Source organism: Paenibacillus mellifer (genome assembly GCF_023195895.1).
GTDB classification, from domain to species: Bacteria; Bacillota; Bacilli; order Paenibacillales; family Paenibacillaceae; genus Fontibacillus; species Fontibacillus mellifer.
Genome location: NZ_JALPRK010000011.1, coordinates 114,185 through 129,618, shown reverse-complemented (window position 1 = coordinate 129,618; position 15,434 = coordinate 114,185). Strand labels below are relative to the sequence as shown.

The window sequence follows — 15,434 nt, the reverse complement described above, 5'->3', positions numbered from 1 at the left end:
TGCTCATCTTCCTTCAACCATAGTAACGATACGCCAGGAATATTTCAAGGATAACGATCTCCCGCCGCCTCCGGGACCATAGCTTTAGCCACGATCCTCCAAGGTTTTGCTCATCTGGATATCCGTGACGATGTAGCCCATCTTTTGATACAGCTGATAGGCACGCTGATTATGACCAAACACATGAAGACCGATCGTCTTCAGCCCCAGCTCGCGCACCTTCTCTTCCAGCGCGGTCATTGTCGCTTGACCATAACCTTTGCCTTGGAACTCGTCATAGATCAGAATATCCAGGATAAATGCAACTGGGCCTTTCTCTTGCTCCATCACATTAAACCAGAGATGACCGACTGGATTGAGTTGTTCATTCTCCTTAACGCTGAACAGATATGCCCCTTCCGTCTCCTGATCATCCGGGAGGAACCGCCGGAATGCCGCTTCGGATAGCGCAGGAGCATCCTCGGCCTTCCAGGCACCGGCTGCGACTTTCTCTTCCGCATATTCGCGGACCGAGCGGCTGCGAAAGACCTGGTATTCTGATTTCGACATTGGAATCAACTGCACCATAGATATCCCTCTCTTTGCGGATCCATCAAGGATCGTAGTGATCTTTCCCCTAACCAAACGGGTACCAAAACCCCGGAAACAGGCTGCGTTTCAGCCAAATTCCAACAGCCAGCAGAATAACGCACAACAATGCGATCAACTTGTCGCCCTCCGTCATCACCTTGCCCATGTACCAGGTCCTCTGCGGTTTCGTTCCGAACCCGCGTAAATCCATGGCGTCAGAGACCGATTCAATATGCTGCAGGGAGGACTGCAGTAACGGCACGACCGCCTGCGTCAGATTCCGCGCCCGCTGAAGCAGTGTGCCATCGCCGCGGGAGATGCCCAGACCGCGCATTTGCAGCGCGTTAAGGATCGTGCGGAACTCTTTTGTGAGATCGGGAATATAACGAAAGGCAATGCTAACGGCATATGCCAGTTTATAGGACACCCCCAGCTTATGTAGACTGGCGGCAAAACGACTCGGATGCGTCGTGAATATGAACAGCAGCGTAATCGGCAGTAACGTCAGATATTTAAACGACAAAGTCAGTACGTAAAACAACGTTTCCGTATTCACGGTATCGTATCCGAGCGGGATCAGCGGCGTATCGCTCTCGGTCAGCGTCGTACCGAATCGGGGGGTGATTAGCAGAATGAAGACGCTGTTGACGACGGTAAAAATCGTGAGCGCCCAGAACAGCAGCGCCATTTTTCGGAACGGAACCCGGGCCAGCAGCAGCATTGAGACTCCGACAGCCAGCATCACGGCGAATACGCGCAAATCCATAAACAGGAAGGTGACGACCGTCCAGATCAGCAGCAGAATCAGCTTGACCGCTCCGTCCATCCGATGAAAAAAGGAGTCTCCCGCAACGTACAACCCACTCGCCTGACTCATGCTCGTTTCACCTTCTTCTCTGCGGCGATAAAAGCTTCGACGAATCGCGAAGGCGAAGCTAACCCCTGGGCTCTAGCAAAGCGCGCCAGACTCGTCTCCCGCAGGTTGGCCCGGGAGGTGATTTCCCCGTCAGCTAAAATCCGGGCTACCTCATCCTCTGCGATCACCCGTCCCTTCGCCATCACCACCGCTCGGTCCGCATATTCCAGTGCTAAGTGCATGTCGTGCGTGATGAACAGAAAAGCCATTCCCTCCGCGGCTAGTCGGTCGATGAATTCCATAAATTCGGTATAATGCCGGTAATCCTGTCCCGCTGTAGGCTCATCCAAAATCATCAATTTCGGCTGCAGCGCCAGGATGGCTGCGATGCTCAGCCGCTTCTTCTGCCCGAAGCTGAGCGCGGAGACCGGCCAGTTCCGATACGGATACAGGCCGCAGATCTGCAGCGCTTCTTCCGTCCGCCGCTCTTGCTCGGGTTCAGGTACGCCGCGCGCAGCCAAGCCGATGCGAACCTCGTCCCGCACCATATGTTGCGTCAGCATGTGATGGGGATGCTGCATCACATAGCCGATTTCTTCGCCGCGACGACGGACCGACCAGCCGTTGATCACCTCTCCGCGGAGGCAAATCTCGCCGGTAGCGGGCTTAAGCAAGCCGGTGATCAACCCCGACAACGTCGATTTGCCGGCCCCGTTACTGCCAAGCAGGGCCACCGTTTCACCCGACCGGACGATCAGAGAGACGTCCGATACCGCATTCGTGCCCGGCTCGTAGGCGTAAGACACACCCCGCAGCTCAAGTAGCGGATCGCCGAGGCGGCCTCGTGCGACCGAAGGGACAGAGGCTGCCCATGCTTCCAGTCGTTCTTTCAACTGCAAATCGCTAAGTCCCGGCGGCCCCGGTTGCTCCGATCCGCCCTCCGTCTGCTTAACGCTCTCTGGGCGGGTTAAGCCCGCAAATTCGGTCAGCGGTAAGCCCGCATGGCCCAGCGCCTCCAGATACAGCGGCTGGCGCAAGCCATACCGAGGGAGGACCCCCGCCGCGAGCAACTCGTCCGGCGTTCCCATCGCCGCGATCTCTCCCTCGTTCATAACGACGATTCGATCGATATGCTCTAGCAGCACGTCTTCAACCCGATGCTCGATGAGAATCACCGTCTTTCCTTGGCTGCGGTGGATTTCATCGATCAGCCGCATCGCCTTGGCTCCGCTGGCCGGGTCTAGATTGGCAAGCGGTTCGTCGAACAGCAGAATATCCGCTTGCGCCGACAATACTCCAGCTAAGGCCACCTGCTGCTTCTGCCCGCCGGACAACTCGTGGGGCCCTTGCGCCTCATAAGCCTGCATCCCGACCAACTCCAGTGCGGAGGAGACAGCCGCTTTCATGGCTTCTTGCGGGGCGGCTTCATTTTCCAGTTGGAAAGCCACGTCCTCCCCGACCGTTTGGCCGACGAACTGGGCGTCCGGATTTTGCAGGATCGTCCCGACCCGGCGGCTGCGTTCGAAGATCGTCATTCCCGAGGCGTCTTGCCCGTCCAGCAGCAATTGACCAGACATTTCACCGCCGTACGAAAAGGGAATTAGCCCATTGATACAATGGGCTAATGTCGATTTTCCAGAACCGCTGGGGCCGGCGATCCATATTTTCTCCCCGCGTGCGATCTCCAGATGGATATTCTTTAGCGTAGGTTCGCTTTGATTTTTGTAGCGAAAACTGAACTGTCGGAAAGTTATGACTGCTTGCATTTTCAGTAAGCTCCTATCTGTCCACGCTTAAATTCGAGTTGTTGCGGTTACGCTTCACGTAAGCCAGCACCGCCGGCAGTCCCAGAATAAGAAACACGGCTAAGTTCGCCAGCCCTGCAGAAATGACCTGAATTGCGATTTTGTCGTTAGGTTCGCCCATCACCAGGATGTCGAAATACCCGGAAAACGCCAGCGAAACGAAGATCCCCACGATTCCATATACGACGAACCAGGCCACGTGGTTTTTCTTCATCTGTCCTTCCTGGGCGTTGAAATCCTTAGCCAAATAAATCAGGCCCATAAAAGCTGCGGTGATACCCGAGCCCAATGCCCAGCCCCACCAAACGGTACCGCTCGTAATCAAATCATTGATGACATGCCCGATAAATCCAGCGATAAAACCAACGATTGGCCCAAACAACGCGCCGAAGATCGCCAGCAAAGCAATAGCCGGGCGCAGCTGCGTATCCGGTGCAATCGGGATGCCGATCCAGCTCGTTGCCCCGTACAATGCGCCCCCGATCCCGATGGTCACCACCGTCCTCGTGTTCCACTTCCACAATGAAGATTTCATTTCCAACTCCCCCTCTGCGTCAATGCCCAACCTAATTTCGGGCTCTACCGTCGAATATGTATGAACCGGTTTGCCGTCCTAGCGGACCGGTATTTACCTACAATATAAGGGCTAACCTGTCGAATTGCAATGAAATTCTTACTGGTTTAGTTGGATTTAAACGGAGGGCCATATTCGTTTGTCCGGCCCTTTTGACCATTATCCCTATTAATCAGGTCACGGAAAAGCCCACTATCTTAAACATTATCCCGTTGGCTCAGGGTACTGAGAAACCAGCTAACCAGCCCATTCTCACGTTGAATCAGAGTACTGAGAAACCTACTAACCTGCCATTATCCCGTTGACTCAGAGTACTGAAAAACCTACTAACCTGCCCTTTATCCCGTTGACTCAGTCTATCTGGTCTATCTGGTCTATCTGGTCTATCCAATTTATCTGATCGATCCGATCTTATCCGATCTTATCCAATTCCATTTACCTCAATATGTCTCCGCTAAATTCTTCCCACTTCTATCCCCCACCCGCTTTCCTGAATAAAGGGGATAATCGTGCAAAGAGCCGGCCAGGACCCCCAAACGGTCCGCTCCCGGCGCGTCCCGCTCTATCTTGCCACCGCAGGCCGCGCCGTAGCGCCGAACCGGGGCCGCCTCTACTCGCGGCGCACGAGCCGCGGCGTCCCTCGCAGCGCCGGAATGCTCCCGGCGCCAATGCCGAACATGGCGGTGCGGAGCTCCAGCTCAACGCGCTCTAGCAGCGCGTCCAATCGCTCCTCCGAATGCACCGCTGGTTCGAGCAGCGCCCGGCCAAACCCGGCCAGATCCGCGCCAAGCGCCAGCGCTTTGGCGGCGTCCACGCCGGTGTTCAGGCCCCCGCTGCCAATCAGGGCGGCGTCCGGCAGCGCCGCCCGTACTTCGCGGATGCATTCGGCGGTGGGGATACCCCAATCCGCGAATGCTTCCGCTGCCGCGCGGCGCACAGGGTCGCTGCCGCGGAACTTCTCGACCTGGCTCCACGAAGTGCCGCCGGCGCCTGCGACGTCGATGAAGGCGACGCCCGCTTCGCGCAGTCGTCTCGCCGTAGCGCCGTCGATGCCCCAGCCGACTTCTTTTACGCCAACCGGGATCGGCAGCTCGCGGCAAACCTCCTCGATCCGCTCCAGCAGCCCGCCGAAGTTCGTATCTCCCTCCGGCTGGAACACCTCCTGCAGGCTGTTCAGATGCAGCACGAGCATGTCCGCTCCAGCGATCCCCACCGCCCGCTTGCAATCCTCCGGCCCGTAGCCGTAATTGAGTTGCACCGCGCCTAAGTTCGCAATGATTGGGATGGTCGGCGCAAACCGCCGAATGGCGAACGTTGGGGCCAGCTCGTCCCGCTCGACGGCAGCCCGGACCGAGCCGACGCCCATGGACCAACCGCGCCGTTCCGCCGCTTCGGCGAGACGTGTGTTAATTTCACCGGCTAGTCGGCTGCCGCCGGTCATCGAGCTGATCAGCAGCGGTGTGCGAATTGAGGCGCCGAGAAACGCCGTTTTTAAGCTGATTTCGGCGAAATCCAGCTCTGGCAGTGCGTTATGGCGAAAACGAAACTTTTCGAACCCGTTGCGGATACCTTCCGCATTCACTTGCTCCTCCAGACAGAGGCGAATATGCTCCGTTTTGCGTTCCGATGTTGGCTCCATACCGTAGGACCCTCCTTTACCTTATACCTCCACCGCTACAGTAGCGGGGACAACAGCCGGGCTGCGGATTCCGCGAGGCGTACCGGGATTTTCTTATTCATAAAGTCATGCTTGTCGATTAACTTCGCTGACAGCAGATCACGTTCGAAATTGTTCACGACCTTAGCAACACTGTCGCTTTGCACCAAGAGCGCGTTGACCTCGAAATTCAGGTGGAAGCTGCGCATATCCATATTGGCCGTACCGACCGTGGCCACTTCCCCGTCCACGATCAGCAGTTTTGAATGCAGAAAACCTTTTTCATACTCGAAAATTTTCACCCCAACCTCCAGCAGCGAAGGGAAATAGGAGTGGGACGCCAAGAAAGGTAACCATTTGTCCGGTTTAGCTGGGAACAGGATACGCACGTCGATCCCCGATAATCCGGCCACGCGCAGCGCGGTCAGGATATCCTCATCGGGTATAAAATACGGCGTCGCCAGCCACACGGACTTCTTCGCCGATGAGATCATCGCAAAGAAGATATTCTTAAGCGTCCGGCTTTCATTGTCCGGACCGCTTGGTACGATCTGTACCGCCCCGCTACAGCCTTGTTCAAGCTCTGGAGACAGGTAGGCGAGGTCCATGATTTTCTCCCCAGTCACGTATTGCCAGTCCTGCAGGAAAATGATCTGCAACGACCGGACCGCCTCCCCTTTGACCAGCATGTGGGTATCGCGCCAGAAACCGTAGGTTTTGCTTCGGCTCAAATATTCATCGCCGACGTTAAGGCCGCCGATAAATCCAGTATTTCCGTCGATCACTACGATCTTGCGGTGGTTGCGGTAATTGACTCGGCTCGACAGGGCCAAAAAACGCATCTGCCCGTAAATGCCAACCTTGACCCCCGCCTCCCGCAGCTCGGCGATAAACGACTTAGGTAGACCGATGCTGCCGACGGCGTCAAACATAAAACGAACTTCGATACCGGCTCGTGCCTTCTCCATCAGCGTCTTCTGGATTTCCCGCCCGATATCGTCGGCACGGTATATGTAGTATTCCATGTGGATATGGTGTTCGGCTTTCTTAAGCTCGCGCAGCAGATTAGTGAAAGTCTCCTCCCCGTTGGTCAGCACGTGCGTGCGGGTCGCCATCGAATAAGGCGTACGAGCCAAACGTTGCGACAGATGCAATAGGCGCTGTTGGCCGGGGCTGAACTGCGACAAGTCGCGGGGCAGCAGGTGTCCGCTGCGATCGATCCGCTCATAGCTGAGGCGGTCTTGTTCCGCTTTTTTATCGAATTTGCGCCGTTTGAAATAGTTTTGTCCCAGCAAAAAATAAAGTAAAAGCCCAACAACCGGCAACAAAGCGAGCACGATGATCCAGGCCACGGTGCTGGACGGATTGCGGTTCTCCATAAATATGGCGAGGCCGATCGTGATAACGGTCAGCGTTTGAAAAATACTAACGAGTGTACCGCCGAATTTACCGAAGACGCCAAATCCGAAATAATAGAAAGCAAATAAAATCGCGGCGATGATAATGATTTGAAGTCCCCGTCTCATCGTTGTACTCCTTCTTTTTCTATATGATGCATGATTATATTCTACATGAACGTTTGAATTCTTCCTACTGGTGAGAGGGAAAAATGTCCTTGCGCGCAGATTTGTATCCGTATGGGCTTTGTACTATAATCAAAAATGACCATCAAGTCAAAACAAGAACCCATGAGTCAGAGAAAGGGGGTTCGGTCCTTTTTGTCCCAACCATCCATCGACAAAAAGAAGCTGATTTTACGCGCGGCCATGCAGTTATTTGCGGCCAAGGGGTCGTCGGCTACGTCCATGCAGGAGATCGCCGAAGCCTGCGGGATGTCCAAGGGCAGCCTGTACCTTCACTTCAAATCGAAGGAGGAACTGGAGCAGAGCTTGTTCGAGTACTGCTACCAGATGTTGCTTGACCATCTGACGCAGGTGGAACTGCAGCAAGGGTTGACGCCTAAAGAGAAACTGCGGCGCCAGCTCGTCGTCATGCTCGAACTGGTGCTTGAACTGCGTGAATTCCTGATCATGCAATTCCAGGACTGGCACAAGAACGGTACACCGTACAAAGAACCGGCGGCAGTCCAAGCCCACAACGCCAAGTTGCTGCGGCACGGCAAGAACAAGCTGGAGGCGGTCTATGGCCCAAGGATCGAGCCTTACACGGGCGACCTGTTAACGATCGCTTACGGCATGGTCGGTATTTATGTCCGACTATTATTTGAGCCTCATGTTTCGGTATCGCCGGAACGAATGGCGGAACATCTGATGGACCTGCTCGATCTTGCGGCGCAGCATCAGTTGAATAACCGGCCTGTCCCGCTGATTTCCGAAGAGACGCTGCGGCTCATGTCTGAAGGCGCTCCGGGCAGTCTGGATTTGCAGCAGCATCCTTTGTTAACGATCAAAGGGCTGCGCGATACACTTGGAGATAATATCTCCGATCCGGACAGACAGCAGGAAGCGCTGGAAACCCTTCAGATTCTTGAGCATGAAATTCTGGAGCTTCGTCCGCGCCGCGCTATCATTAAGGGCATGCTGGCTAATTTAGCCGCCATGCCGGAGCTAGCCCCACGTTCGGCAGAACTGGAGCAGCTGCTGCAGGTTTATACCCAGCACTCGTAGATGATTTTGTCACCCCTAGAAAGAGAGGAGCAGAAACCCGCTTATGAAGAGTATGATCCAGTTTTCCCTGCGTAATAAGTTCGCGATCTGGCTACTGACGGTCATCGTTACCGCCGTTGGTTTGTACAGCGGTCTGACCATGAAGCAGGAGACGATTCCGAACATTGATGTGCCTTACCTTAGTGTAACGGCCGTATATCCCGGGGCCGCGCCGGAGGGCGTGGTCGAGGAGATCACCAAGCCGCTGGAGACGCGGCTGCACAACGTCGACGGCGTGAAGACGGTCACCTCCACTTCGATGGAGAACGCCGCCTCGCTGATCATTGAATTCGAATACGGCACCAATCTGGACAACGCCACCGCGGCCGTTCGCGAAGCGCTGAACGACGTGCAGCTTCCCGAAGATGCGCAGAAGCCGCAAATCACCCGCTTCAGCCTGAGTTCCATGCCGGTGGTGTCCCTCAGCTTGTCGGATAAGGAATCCGGCAGCCTTGAGGATCTGACCCGGATTACGGAAAACGACATCAAGCCCGTGCTCGAGGATCTGGACGGCGTTGCTTCGGTGCAAATCGCCGGACAGTACGTTCGCGAGGTCAGCCTGAAATTCGACCAAGCCAAGCTGAAGGAGCTGGGCTTGACGGAAGATACCGTGAAAGGGATCGTACAAGGTTCCGCGCTCCGCGTTCCGCTTGGATTATTCAGCCTGGAGCAATCCCAGAAGGCCGTCGTCGTCGATGGCAACATCACGACCGTGGAGGACTTGGAAAACCTGGCTATCCCGGACGTTCCCAGCCCCGCTCCCGGCACGTCAGCCGGCGGTAATGCCGCTGGAGGCGCTGCGCCGGGCGGTGCCAGCCAAGCTGCAGGCTCTGCAGGCATGAACTCCGGGAACCCCGCCGCTGGCGGCGCCATGGCGGGAATGCCGCTCGACATCCCGACCGTCAAACTTGGCGACATCGCCGATATCGAAACGATCGGCAAAGCCGAATCGATCTCCCGGACCAACGGGGAGGAGTCGATCGGCATTCAGATCGTTAAGTCCAACGATGCCAATACCGTTGACGTCGTCAACCAGGTCAAGGACGCAGCCGAAGAGCTGGGCAAGCAATACGACCATATCAACTTTACGGTCCTGTTGGACCAAGGCCAGCCGATCACCGACTCGGTGAACACGATGTTGTCTAAAGCCTTGTTCGGCGCCTTGTTCGCGGTGCTGATCATCCTGATCTTCCTGCGCAACATCCGTTCCACGATCATATCCATTATTTCGATTCCTTTGTCCCTGCTGATCGCCATTTTGGCCCTGAAGCAGATGGATATTACGCTGAACATGATGACGCTGGGCGCCATGACCGTCGCCATCGGCCGCGTCGTCGACGACTCGATCGTCGTCATCGAGAACATTTACCGGCGCCTGTCCCTGACCGGCGAGAAGCTGAAGGGCAGCAAGCTGATCATCGAAGCAACGCGGGAGATGTTCGTCCCGATCATGTCTTCGACGATCGTTACGATCGCCGTGTTCCTGCCGCTTGCTTTTGTCAGCGGGATGGTTGGGGAATTGTTCAAGCCGTTTGCACTGACGATGGTCTTCTCGCTGCTAGCCTCGTTGCTGGTGGCCATTACCCTCGTACCGGCACTTGCGCATACGCTGTTCCGTAAGGGTCTCGGCAAGAAGCACAACCATGACGAGAAGCCAAAAGGCATCGCCCGCGGCTATCGGCACGTTCTGGAGTGGTCGCTGTCTCACAAGCTGATCACCTTCGGGCTTGCGGTTGTCCTGCTGGTCGGCAGCTTGTTCCTGTACCCGCTGGTTGGCGTTAGCTTCCTGCCTGAACAAGAGGATAAGTATGTGATGGCAACCTACTCCCCTGAACCGGGGTCTCAGCTGGAAGATGTGGAGAAGGATATGCTGAGCGTTGAGAAATACATCCTGGAGCAACCGGGTGTCGACAAGATGCAATATTCCGTTGGCGGCGACAATCCGCTCGGGATGGGCTCCTCCAATTCGGCGTTGTTCTACATCGCTTACGACCCGGATACCGATCATTTCAGCGACGTGAAAGAGAAGCTGATGGAAGGTCTGCGGAGCGAGCTTCCGAAGGGCGAATGGAGCGATATGTCCGAGCTCATGACCGGTGGTCTGGGCGGCGGCTCGCTTAGCGTGAATGTCTTCGGAGACGAGCTTGAGCAAATCAAACCTGTGTCTGACCAAATCCTTGCTTTGATCAAGGAAGATACGAAGAACTTCGAGAAAGGCGACACCAGCCTCTCGAAAACCTATGAGCAATACACCTTGGTTGCGGACCAGGAGAAGCTGAGCTCCCTCGGCTTGACGCCGGGCCAACTCGCCATGAAGCTAAGCCCGGTGCGTGAGCGTCCGGTCCTGACAGAGGTTGCGATCGACGCGAAGAAATACAACGTATATATCGAAACCGACAGCGATACTTACAGCAGCATTACTGATATTGAAAACGCAACGCTGACTTCGCCGCTGGGTATCCAGGTCCCGATCAAGGACGTGGCGAAGGTTGAAAAAGGCACCTCCCCGGATTCCATCATGCGGATCGACGGGAAGATGGTCGTTGAGGTCAGCGCGAAAATCACGTCTACCGACGTGCAAAAAGCGTCGTCCAGCCTGCAGGAGAAAATCGACAAACTGGATCTGCCGGACGGCGTCACCGTTAAATTCGGCGGCGTGACCGAACAGATCAACGATACGTTCGGCCAGCTGGGCATCGCCATGTTGGCGGCAATCGCCATCGTCTACTTTGTCCTCGTTGTCACCTTTGGCGGCGGCTTGGCGCCGTTTACGATTCTGTTCTCTCTGCCGTTCATCGTCATCGGCGCCATGGTTGGCCTCTTGATCGGCGGTGAGACGTTAAACGTCTCGGCCTTGATGGGCGTGCTCATGTTGATCGGTATCGTCGTTACCAACGCGATCGTGCTGATCGACCGCGTCATCCACAAGGAGCGCGAAGGTCTGTCGACTCGCGATGCGCTGCTTGAAGCAGGAACGACGCGGCTTCGTCCGATTCTGATGACCGCCTTGGCGACGATCGGCGCGCTGTTGCCGCTGGTCTTCGGCTGGGAGCACAGCGCAGGGATCATCTCTCGCGGCCTTGGCATCACCGTCATCGGCGGCCTGATCAGCTCGACGCTGCTCACGCTGGTCATCGTGCCGATCGTGTACGAATTCTTGATGAAGTTCCGCCGCCGCGACTTGTCGGCCAAAGAAGCGGAGTAATAACAACACAAGACGGCGCAGGGGGATTAAACCCTGCGCCGTCTTTGTGTTTGCTTTATTCTAACTATTCCATCGCCGGCGGTTGGCTTTCCCGCCACGCGCGAAGCTGCTGCAGATCGTTAGCTACAAATTCATCCATCATTTCGGCCAAGCCGGTAAAGAGCGGGCTATTCGTGGCTTGCCGCAGCTCTTTCGCAAACGGCTGGGCCCACTTCAGCAAATGGGACTCCAGGAAGTGAATCTGTGCGTCCGCCAGTGCCAGGCAGCTTTGCTGCAGGTTGGCTTTGGCCAGCATCCCTTCGGCCAGAACTGCCATAAATTCCAGCTCCAGCGCCATATGATCATCGCGTTCCCCGTTCAATTTATTGAACACGACCGCGTTCTCCCTATATAACTTACGGACTTCGGCGCTGCAAGCTAAAGCACTCGACCCTTCTAGGCGACTGCGAAACAGGCTCTCGCATGACGGGATCACCGCCTCGCGGCCCGTAAAAAGGCGCTCGTATTCCTTCGCTTCTTGATGGCATACGCTGCGAAAATCTTCTTCGGGAATGCTCTCCAGATAGGCCTTGAGTCTCCGTCCGCCCTGGCTGACCGCCGCCTTCGGATGCTGTTCCACCTTGCGGCGCCACTGAGCAATCAAGGACATCCGCGGCGGGCGGCTCAGAAAGTCCATCAGTAACTGATAAACCATCCCGCGAGTTTCAAGCCACTGAACCTGCTCCTGTGTATAGACCAAAGGTTTGAACAGCAAAGCCATTCGAATTCATCTCCCTATATAGGTTTTCAAAAAGTCAGACTCCGATCCTACAGACAAAAAAAGATGACTTCCTTAAAAAGTGTCGGAAATCATCTCGAATGCATATACCGACACATGATTAAGGGGGATCACGTATCGCTTACCTGAATTATACCCCATTATGTAAGCGCTTTTATGTGATCTTTTTTACACTTGCTCTACTTCCATTTTATCATCGTCCGCCACAGAATATACTTGAACAGTGTGTGTCAACGCATTGACTACCCGGTTGAATATATATAAAATTTGAAGCACCTAGATAGAAAGGAGGCGTACACATGGAGCAACTGCTTGACCCTTTTGGGAGAAAGCACGATTATCTGCGCATTTCGGTCACAGACCGGTGTAATTTGCGTTGCGTCTACTGCATGCCTGCCGAGGGAATGGTTTTTCAGCCGCATGAGGAAATCATGAGCTACGAAGAAATTGCCGAGACGGTATCGGCACTTGCTCCGATGGGCCTCCGTAAGATTCGGCTCACCGGCGGGGAACCGTTGGTGCGTAAGGATTTGGAACAACTTGTCGCTATGCTTTCGGCCATTCCGGGCATTGAAGATATTGCACTAACTACGAACGGCATGTTTCTGGCCAAAAAAGCGGAGCTGTTGAAGCAAGCGGGATTAAAGCGGGTGAACATCAGTTTGGATTCGCTGCAGCAGGACCGTTTCGCCATGATTACCCGCGGCGGTGAGGTGTCGAAGGTGCTGGAAGGAATTCAGGCCGCCGTCAAAGTTGGCTTCGAGCCGATCAAGCTGAACGTGGTCCTGATGAAGGGAATTAACGAAGACGAAATCCGCGATTTTCTCGCGTTAACGATCGAACGGCCGCTGCATGTGCGCTTTATCGAATACATGCCGATCGGCAGTGCCAGCGAGTCTTGGCGCAAAACTTACCTGCCTCTGACGGCCGTGGAAGACGTTTGCCGGGAGTCGGGCTGGGAGGTAGAAGGCGTCGAAGGCCCCCGTGGCAACGGTCCTGCTGAAAGCCGCCGGATCTCCGGTGCGGCTGGTACGTTCGGTTTAATTCATCCGGTCAGCGAACATTTCTGCGATAACTGTAACCGACTGCGCTTGACCGCAGACGGACACATCAAAGCGTGTTTGTATTGGTCGGATGAGTTGCATGTCCGTCCATATGCGTCGGCCGGCGACCAGGAGGGCATTCGCTCCTTGTTCCTGAAGGCGCTTGGCACTAAGCCGAAAAACCACGAAATGGCGTTGGCGCTGGAACATAAACAGCAGAGCCACACGCCGACAACCCGCCGGATGTCGCAGATCGGCGGTTAGTCCGTCTGACGGCCCGATTCCAGCCAGAGTCGGGCCTGCTCGTAATCCTCCGGCTTGTTCATATTAAACGCGCACCACTCCAAGGGGAGGCCCGACGCTAACGCGAGGGTCTCCCCTTCGATATATTCGGTGCGCAGCGTCTCTGTCCAAGCCGTCATTTTGAGGCGGCCTTCCCGCAGCCGTGCCTCCAGGCTCGGCAGCACGCTGCGCCGGTAGGCCGCCAGCAGAGGATGCGCCCGCCCCTCCGTGCAGGCGAGGATCGCCTCGGCGGCAGCGAAGCCTGCCGGGCCATCCGCCCGGGCTTCCGCCGCCTCCGCGCGCTCCAGCAATGCGCGGAACAGCCCGCCATTCGCGAACGGCGTATCGCAGGCCACCGCAAGGTTCCAGCTGGTTGCCGAGCTCTCCAGCCCGGCGTGCAGACCGGCCAGTGGCCCAGCCTCCGGGAAGCGGTCGGTCAAGACTTCTTGGCCGAACCGCTCATAGGCTGCCTTGTTGCCTGCCGCGATCACGATCCGCGAAGTCACCGGCTCCAGCTCCCGGATCAGTCGTTCCACCACCGTTAATCCGCCGAGCTCGAGAAGTGCCTTATCGCTGCCCATACGGCTAGAGCGTCCTCCGGCTAAAATTATGGCGGTCGTATTCATCACTTGTCCCCCGATGCATAAATTATGGTAAATCCAAAAAAACTTGGTTTGTATCCCCTTTCACCTGTGTGTTACATTGGGAACAGAGTAACAAGCTTCCTATTGTAACCACTTGGACCCGGACAGAAAGGAATGGCGCGTTTGCAGGACAAAAGACGACATTCGTCCTTTTCGTTGTTGCCGCTAGGGCTGCTTAACTTTTTCATTTACGGAACCATGGTCATTTTTGCCGCCTTTTTTCAATTATATTTGCAGGATATCGGCATGGACAAGCTCGAAATCGGCAGCCTCATGGCGATTGGGCCATTAATCTCGCTGCTGGCTCATCCGTTCTGGAGATACCTCGGCGATCGGAGGCAAAACCCGCGCGCCGTTCTGTTGGCTATGATGCTGGGCTTGCTCATCATGGGCCATATGATGTTTAAGGTCAACACCTTTACCATGTTGTATCTGACGATGATTCTGCTCTATTTTTTCCTAAGCCCGCTACTATCTCAGAGCAATACCCTGATACTCGGCTATACTGTGGGGACGGAGAACCAATTCGGAACGTACCGTATTTGGGGTTCTCTCGGGTGGACCTTTATCGCGCTGGCTGCCGGACCGATCATCGACTCCATTGGCCACAACGGGATCTCCCTGCTGTTCAGTGTCACCTTGATGCTCGCCATCGGGGCAACACTGCTGCTTCCCTCCATTCAGCAATCATCACAGACGCCTTGGCTGAGCGGCAGAGAACTAAGCCGAGCGCTGCAGAACAAATACTTACTCGCTTTCGTTATATTCAGCATGCTGGTAGCGATTCCGAACGCAATGAACAGCATCTTCATGCCGTTGTTCATGACCGATCTCGGCGGGTCGAAGCTTGCGGTCGGCGGCGCTGTATTCTTGTCGACGGTTTTTGAATTGTTGGCGTTCATCTTGCTGGATCGCTTCTTGAAACGCAAACTGTCTTACTTGCTCGCTTGTATCACGATCGTCAGCCTGTTGTTCGCCATCCGTTGGGATCTGATGTCGGAAGCAACGCATCCGATACAAATCATGTTGATACAACTGCTGCATTCCGTAACGTTTGGCGGATTCTTCTACGTCGGCACCAAACTCATCACCCTGTTGTTGCCGCGACCGCTAAGATCAGCGGGACAAGCGGTATATGCATTTGCCGCCAGCGGCCTTGCTGGCGTGATTGCGGGGTTCTGGGGCGGCTGGCTGTTTCAAAATTTCGGTTCGGTCGTGATGTACCGCTCCGGCGTCGCATTAACGCTGATCGGAGCGCTTGGGTTCGCCGCGATTTGGTACCAAGTTCGTCATCACGGATACTCACCGAAAATTGGACGCGATGAGCAATAAGAAGGGACGGCTTCGCCGCTCC

Annotated in this window: 12 protein-coding genes; 4 read left to right on the top strand and 8 right to left on the bottom strand. The window is 55.5% G+C overall.

Going from position 1 to position 15,434, the window contains the following annotated elements; genetic code table 11:
- Positions 1–84: 84 nt before the first annotated feature.
- From M0651_RS13585 to cls, 6 genes are all read right to left on the bottom strand, one after another.
- Positions 85–567 (bottom strand): GNAT family N-acetyltransferase, encoded by a 483-nt coding sequence (locus M0651_RS13585; RefSeq protein WP_248552287.1) that lies wholly within the window; start codon positions 565–567, stop codon positions 85–87.
- 49 nt (positions 568–616) lie between these two features.
- A complete protein-coding gene (locus tag M0651_RS13580) occupies positions 617–1,447 on the bottom strand; it encodes an energy-coupling factor transporter transmembrane component T family protein (RefSeq protein ID WP_248552286.1) in 831 nt (276 codons plus the stop codon).
- Positions 1,444–3,192 carry an ABC transporter ATP-binding protein gene (locus tag M0651_RS13575; protein ID WP_248552285.1) on the bottom strand — a complete coding sequence of 583 codons (1,749 nt, stop codon included), beginning with the start codon at positions 3,190–3,192 and terminating at the stop codon, positions 1,444–1,446. The genes M0651_RS13580 and M0651_RS13575 overlap by 4 nt, the downstream gene beginning before the upstream one ends.
- 13 nt (positions 3,193–3,205) lie before the next feature.
- Positions 3,206–3,766 (bottom strand): ECF-type riboflavin transporter substrate-binding protein, encoded by a 561-nt coding sequence (locus M0651_RS13570; RefSeq protein ID WP_248552284.1) that lies wholly within the window; start codon positions 3,764–3,766, stop codon positions 3,206–3,208.
- A gap of 649 nt (positions 3,767–4,415) precedes the next feature.
- Positions 4,416–5,444: a type 2 isopentenyl-diphosphate Delta-isomerase gene (gene fni / locus M0651_RS13565; protein WP_248552283.1), complete on the bottom strand. Its 1,029-nt coding sequence runs from the start codon at positions 5,442–5,444 to the stop codon at positions 4,416–4,418.
- 35 nt (positions 5,445–5,479) lie between these two features.
- A complete protein-coding gene (gene cls, locus M0651_RS13560) occupies positions 5,480–6,988 on the bottom strand; it encodes a cardiolipin synthase (protein ID WP_248552282.1) in 1,509 nt (502 codons plus the stop codon).
- A gap of 192 nt (positions 6,989–7,180) precedes the next feature.
- Between cls and M0651_RS13555 the strand changes: the two genes are divergently transcribed.
- Both M0651_RS13555 and M0651_RS13550 read left to right on the top strand, forming a co-directional pair.
- A complete protein-coding gene (locus tag M0651_RS13555) occupies positions 7,181–8,089 on the top strand; it encodes a TetR/AcrR family transcriptional regulator (RefSeq protein WP_248552281.1) in 909 nt (302 codons plus the stop codon).
- A gap of 43 nt (positions 8,090–8,132) precedes the next feature.
- Positions 8,133–11,333, top strand: coding sequence for an efflux RND transporter permease subunit (locus M0651_RS13550; RefSeq protein WP_248552280.1), 3,201 nt, complete (start codon positions 8,133–8,135; stop codon positions 11,331–11,333).
- Between the two features lie 64 nt (positions 11,334–11,397).
- Here the strand turns inward: M0651_RS13550 and M0651_RS13545 are convergent, their stop codons facing one another.
- Positions 11,398–12,093 (bottom strand): TorD/DmsD family molecular chaperone, encoded by a 696-nt coding sequence (locus M0651_RS13545; protein ID WP_248552279.1) that lies wholly within the window; start codon positions 12,091–12,093, stop codon positions 11,398–11,400.
- 317 nt (positions 12,094–12,410) lie between these two features.
- On the opposite strand from M0651_RS13545, the gene moaA reads away from it, so the two are divergent.
- The gene (gene moaA / locus M0651_RS13540; RefSeq protein WP_248552278.1) at positions 12,411–13,418 is read left to right on the top strand and encodes a GTP 3',8-cyclase MoaA; all 1,008 of its coding nucleotides are present in this window, start codon (positions 12,411–12,413) and stop codon (positions 13,416–13,418) included.
- On the opposite strand, the gene mobA is transcribed toward moaA, so the two are convergent.
- Entirely contained in the window at positions 13,415–14,062 is a 648-nt protein-coding gene (gene mobA, locus M0651_RS13535; protein ID WP_248552277.1) for a molybdenum cofactor guanylyltransferase, read from the bottom strand. The two genes, moaA and mobA, sit on opposite strands and share 4 nt — an antisense overlap.
- Positions 14,063–14,194: 132 nt before the next feature.
- On the opposite strand from mobA, the gene M0651_RS13530 reads away from it, so the two are divergent.
- Positions 14,195–15,412: an MFS transporter gene (locus M0651_RS13530; protein ID WP_248552276.1), complete on the top strand. Its 1,218-nt coding sequence runs from the start codon at positions 14,195–14,197 to the stop codon at positions 15,410–15,412.
- Positions 15,413–15,434: the final 22 nt, after the last annotated feature.

What these genes read in the sequence shown, in the direction of transcription:
- M0651_RS13545 (WP_248552279.1), bottom strand. Translation starts at nt 12,093, where the DNA reads ATGGCTTTGCTGTTCAAACCTTTGGTCTATACACAGGAGCAGGTTCAG.
- mobA (WP_248552277.1), bottom strand. Translation starts at nt 14,062, where the DNA reads ATGAATACGACCGCCATAATTTTAGCCGGAGGACGCTCTAGCCGTATG.
- M0651_RS13530 (WP_248552276.1), top strand. Translation starts at nt 14,195, where the DNA reads ATGGCGCGTTTGCAGGACAAAAGACGACATTCGTCCTTTTCGTTGTTG.
- moaA (WP_248552278.1), top strand. Translation starts at nt 12,411, where the DNA reads ATGGAGCAACTGCTTGACCCTTTTGGGAGAAAGCACGATTATCTGCGC.
- fni (WP_248552283.1), bottom strand. Translation starts at nt 5,444, where the DNA reads ATGGAGCCAACATCGGAACGCAAAACGGAGCATATTCGCCTCTGTCTG.
- M0651_RS13550 (WP_248552280.1), top strand. Translation starts at nt 8,133, where the DNA reads ATGAAGAGTATGATCCAGTTTTCCCTGCGTAATAAGTTCGCGATCTGG.
- M0651_RS13580 (WP_248552286.1), bottom strand. Translation starts at nt 1,447, where the DNA reads ATGAGTCAGGCGAGTGGGTTGTACGTTGCGGGAGACTCCTTTTTTCAT.
- M0651_RS13585 (WP_248552287.1), bottom strand. Translation starts at nt 567, where the DNA reads ATGGTGCAGTTGATTCCAATGTCGAAATCAGAATACCAGGTCTTTCGC.
- M0651_RS13570 (WP_248552284.1), bottom strand. Translation starts at nt 3,766, where the DNA reads ATGAAATCTTCATTGTGGAAGTGGAACACGAGGACGGTGGTGACCATC.
- cls (WP_248552282.1), bottom strand. Translation starts at nt 6,988, where the DNA reads ATGAGACGGGGACTTCAAATCATTATCATCGCCGCGATTTTATTTGCT.
- M0651_RS13575 (WP_248552285.1), bottom strand. Translation starts at nt 3,192, where the DNA reads ATGCAAGCAGTCATAACTTTCCGACAGTTCAGTTTTCGCTACAAAAAT.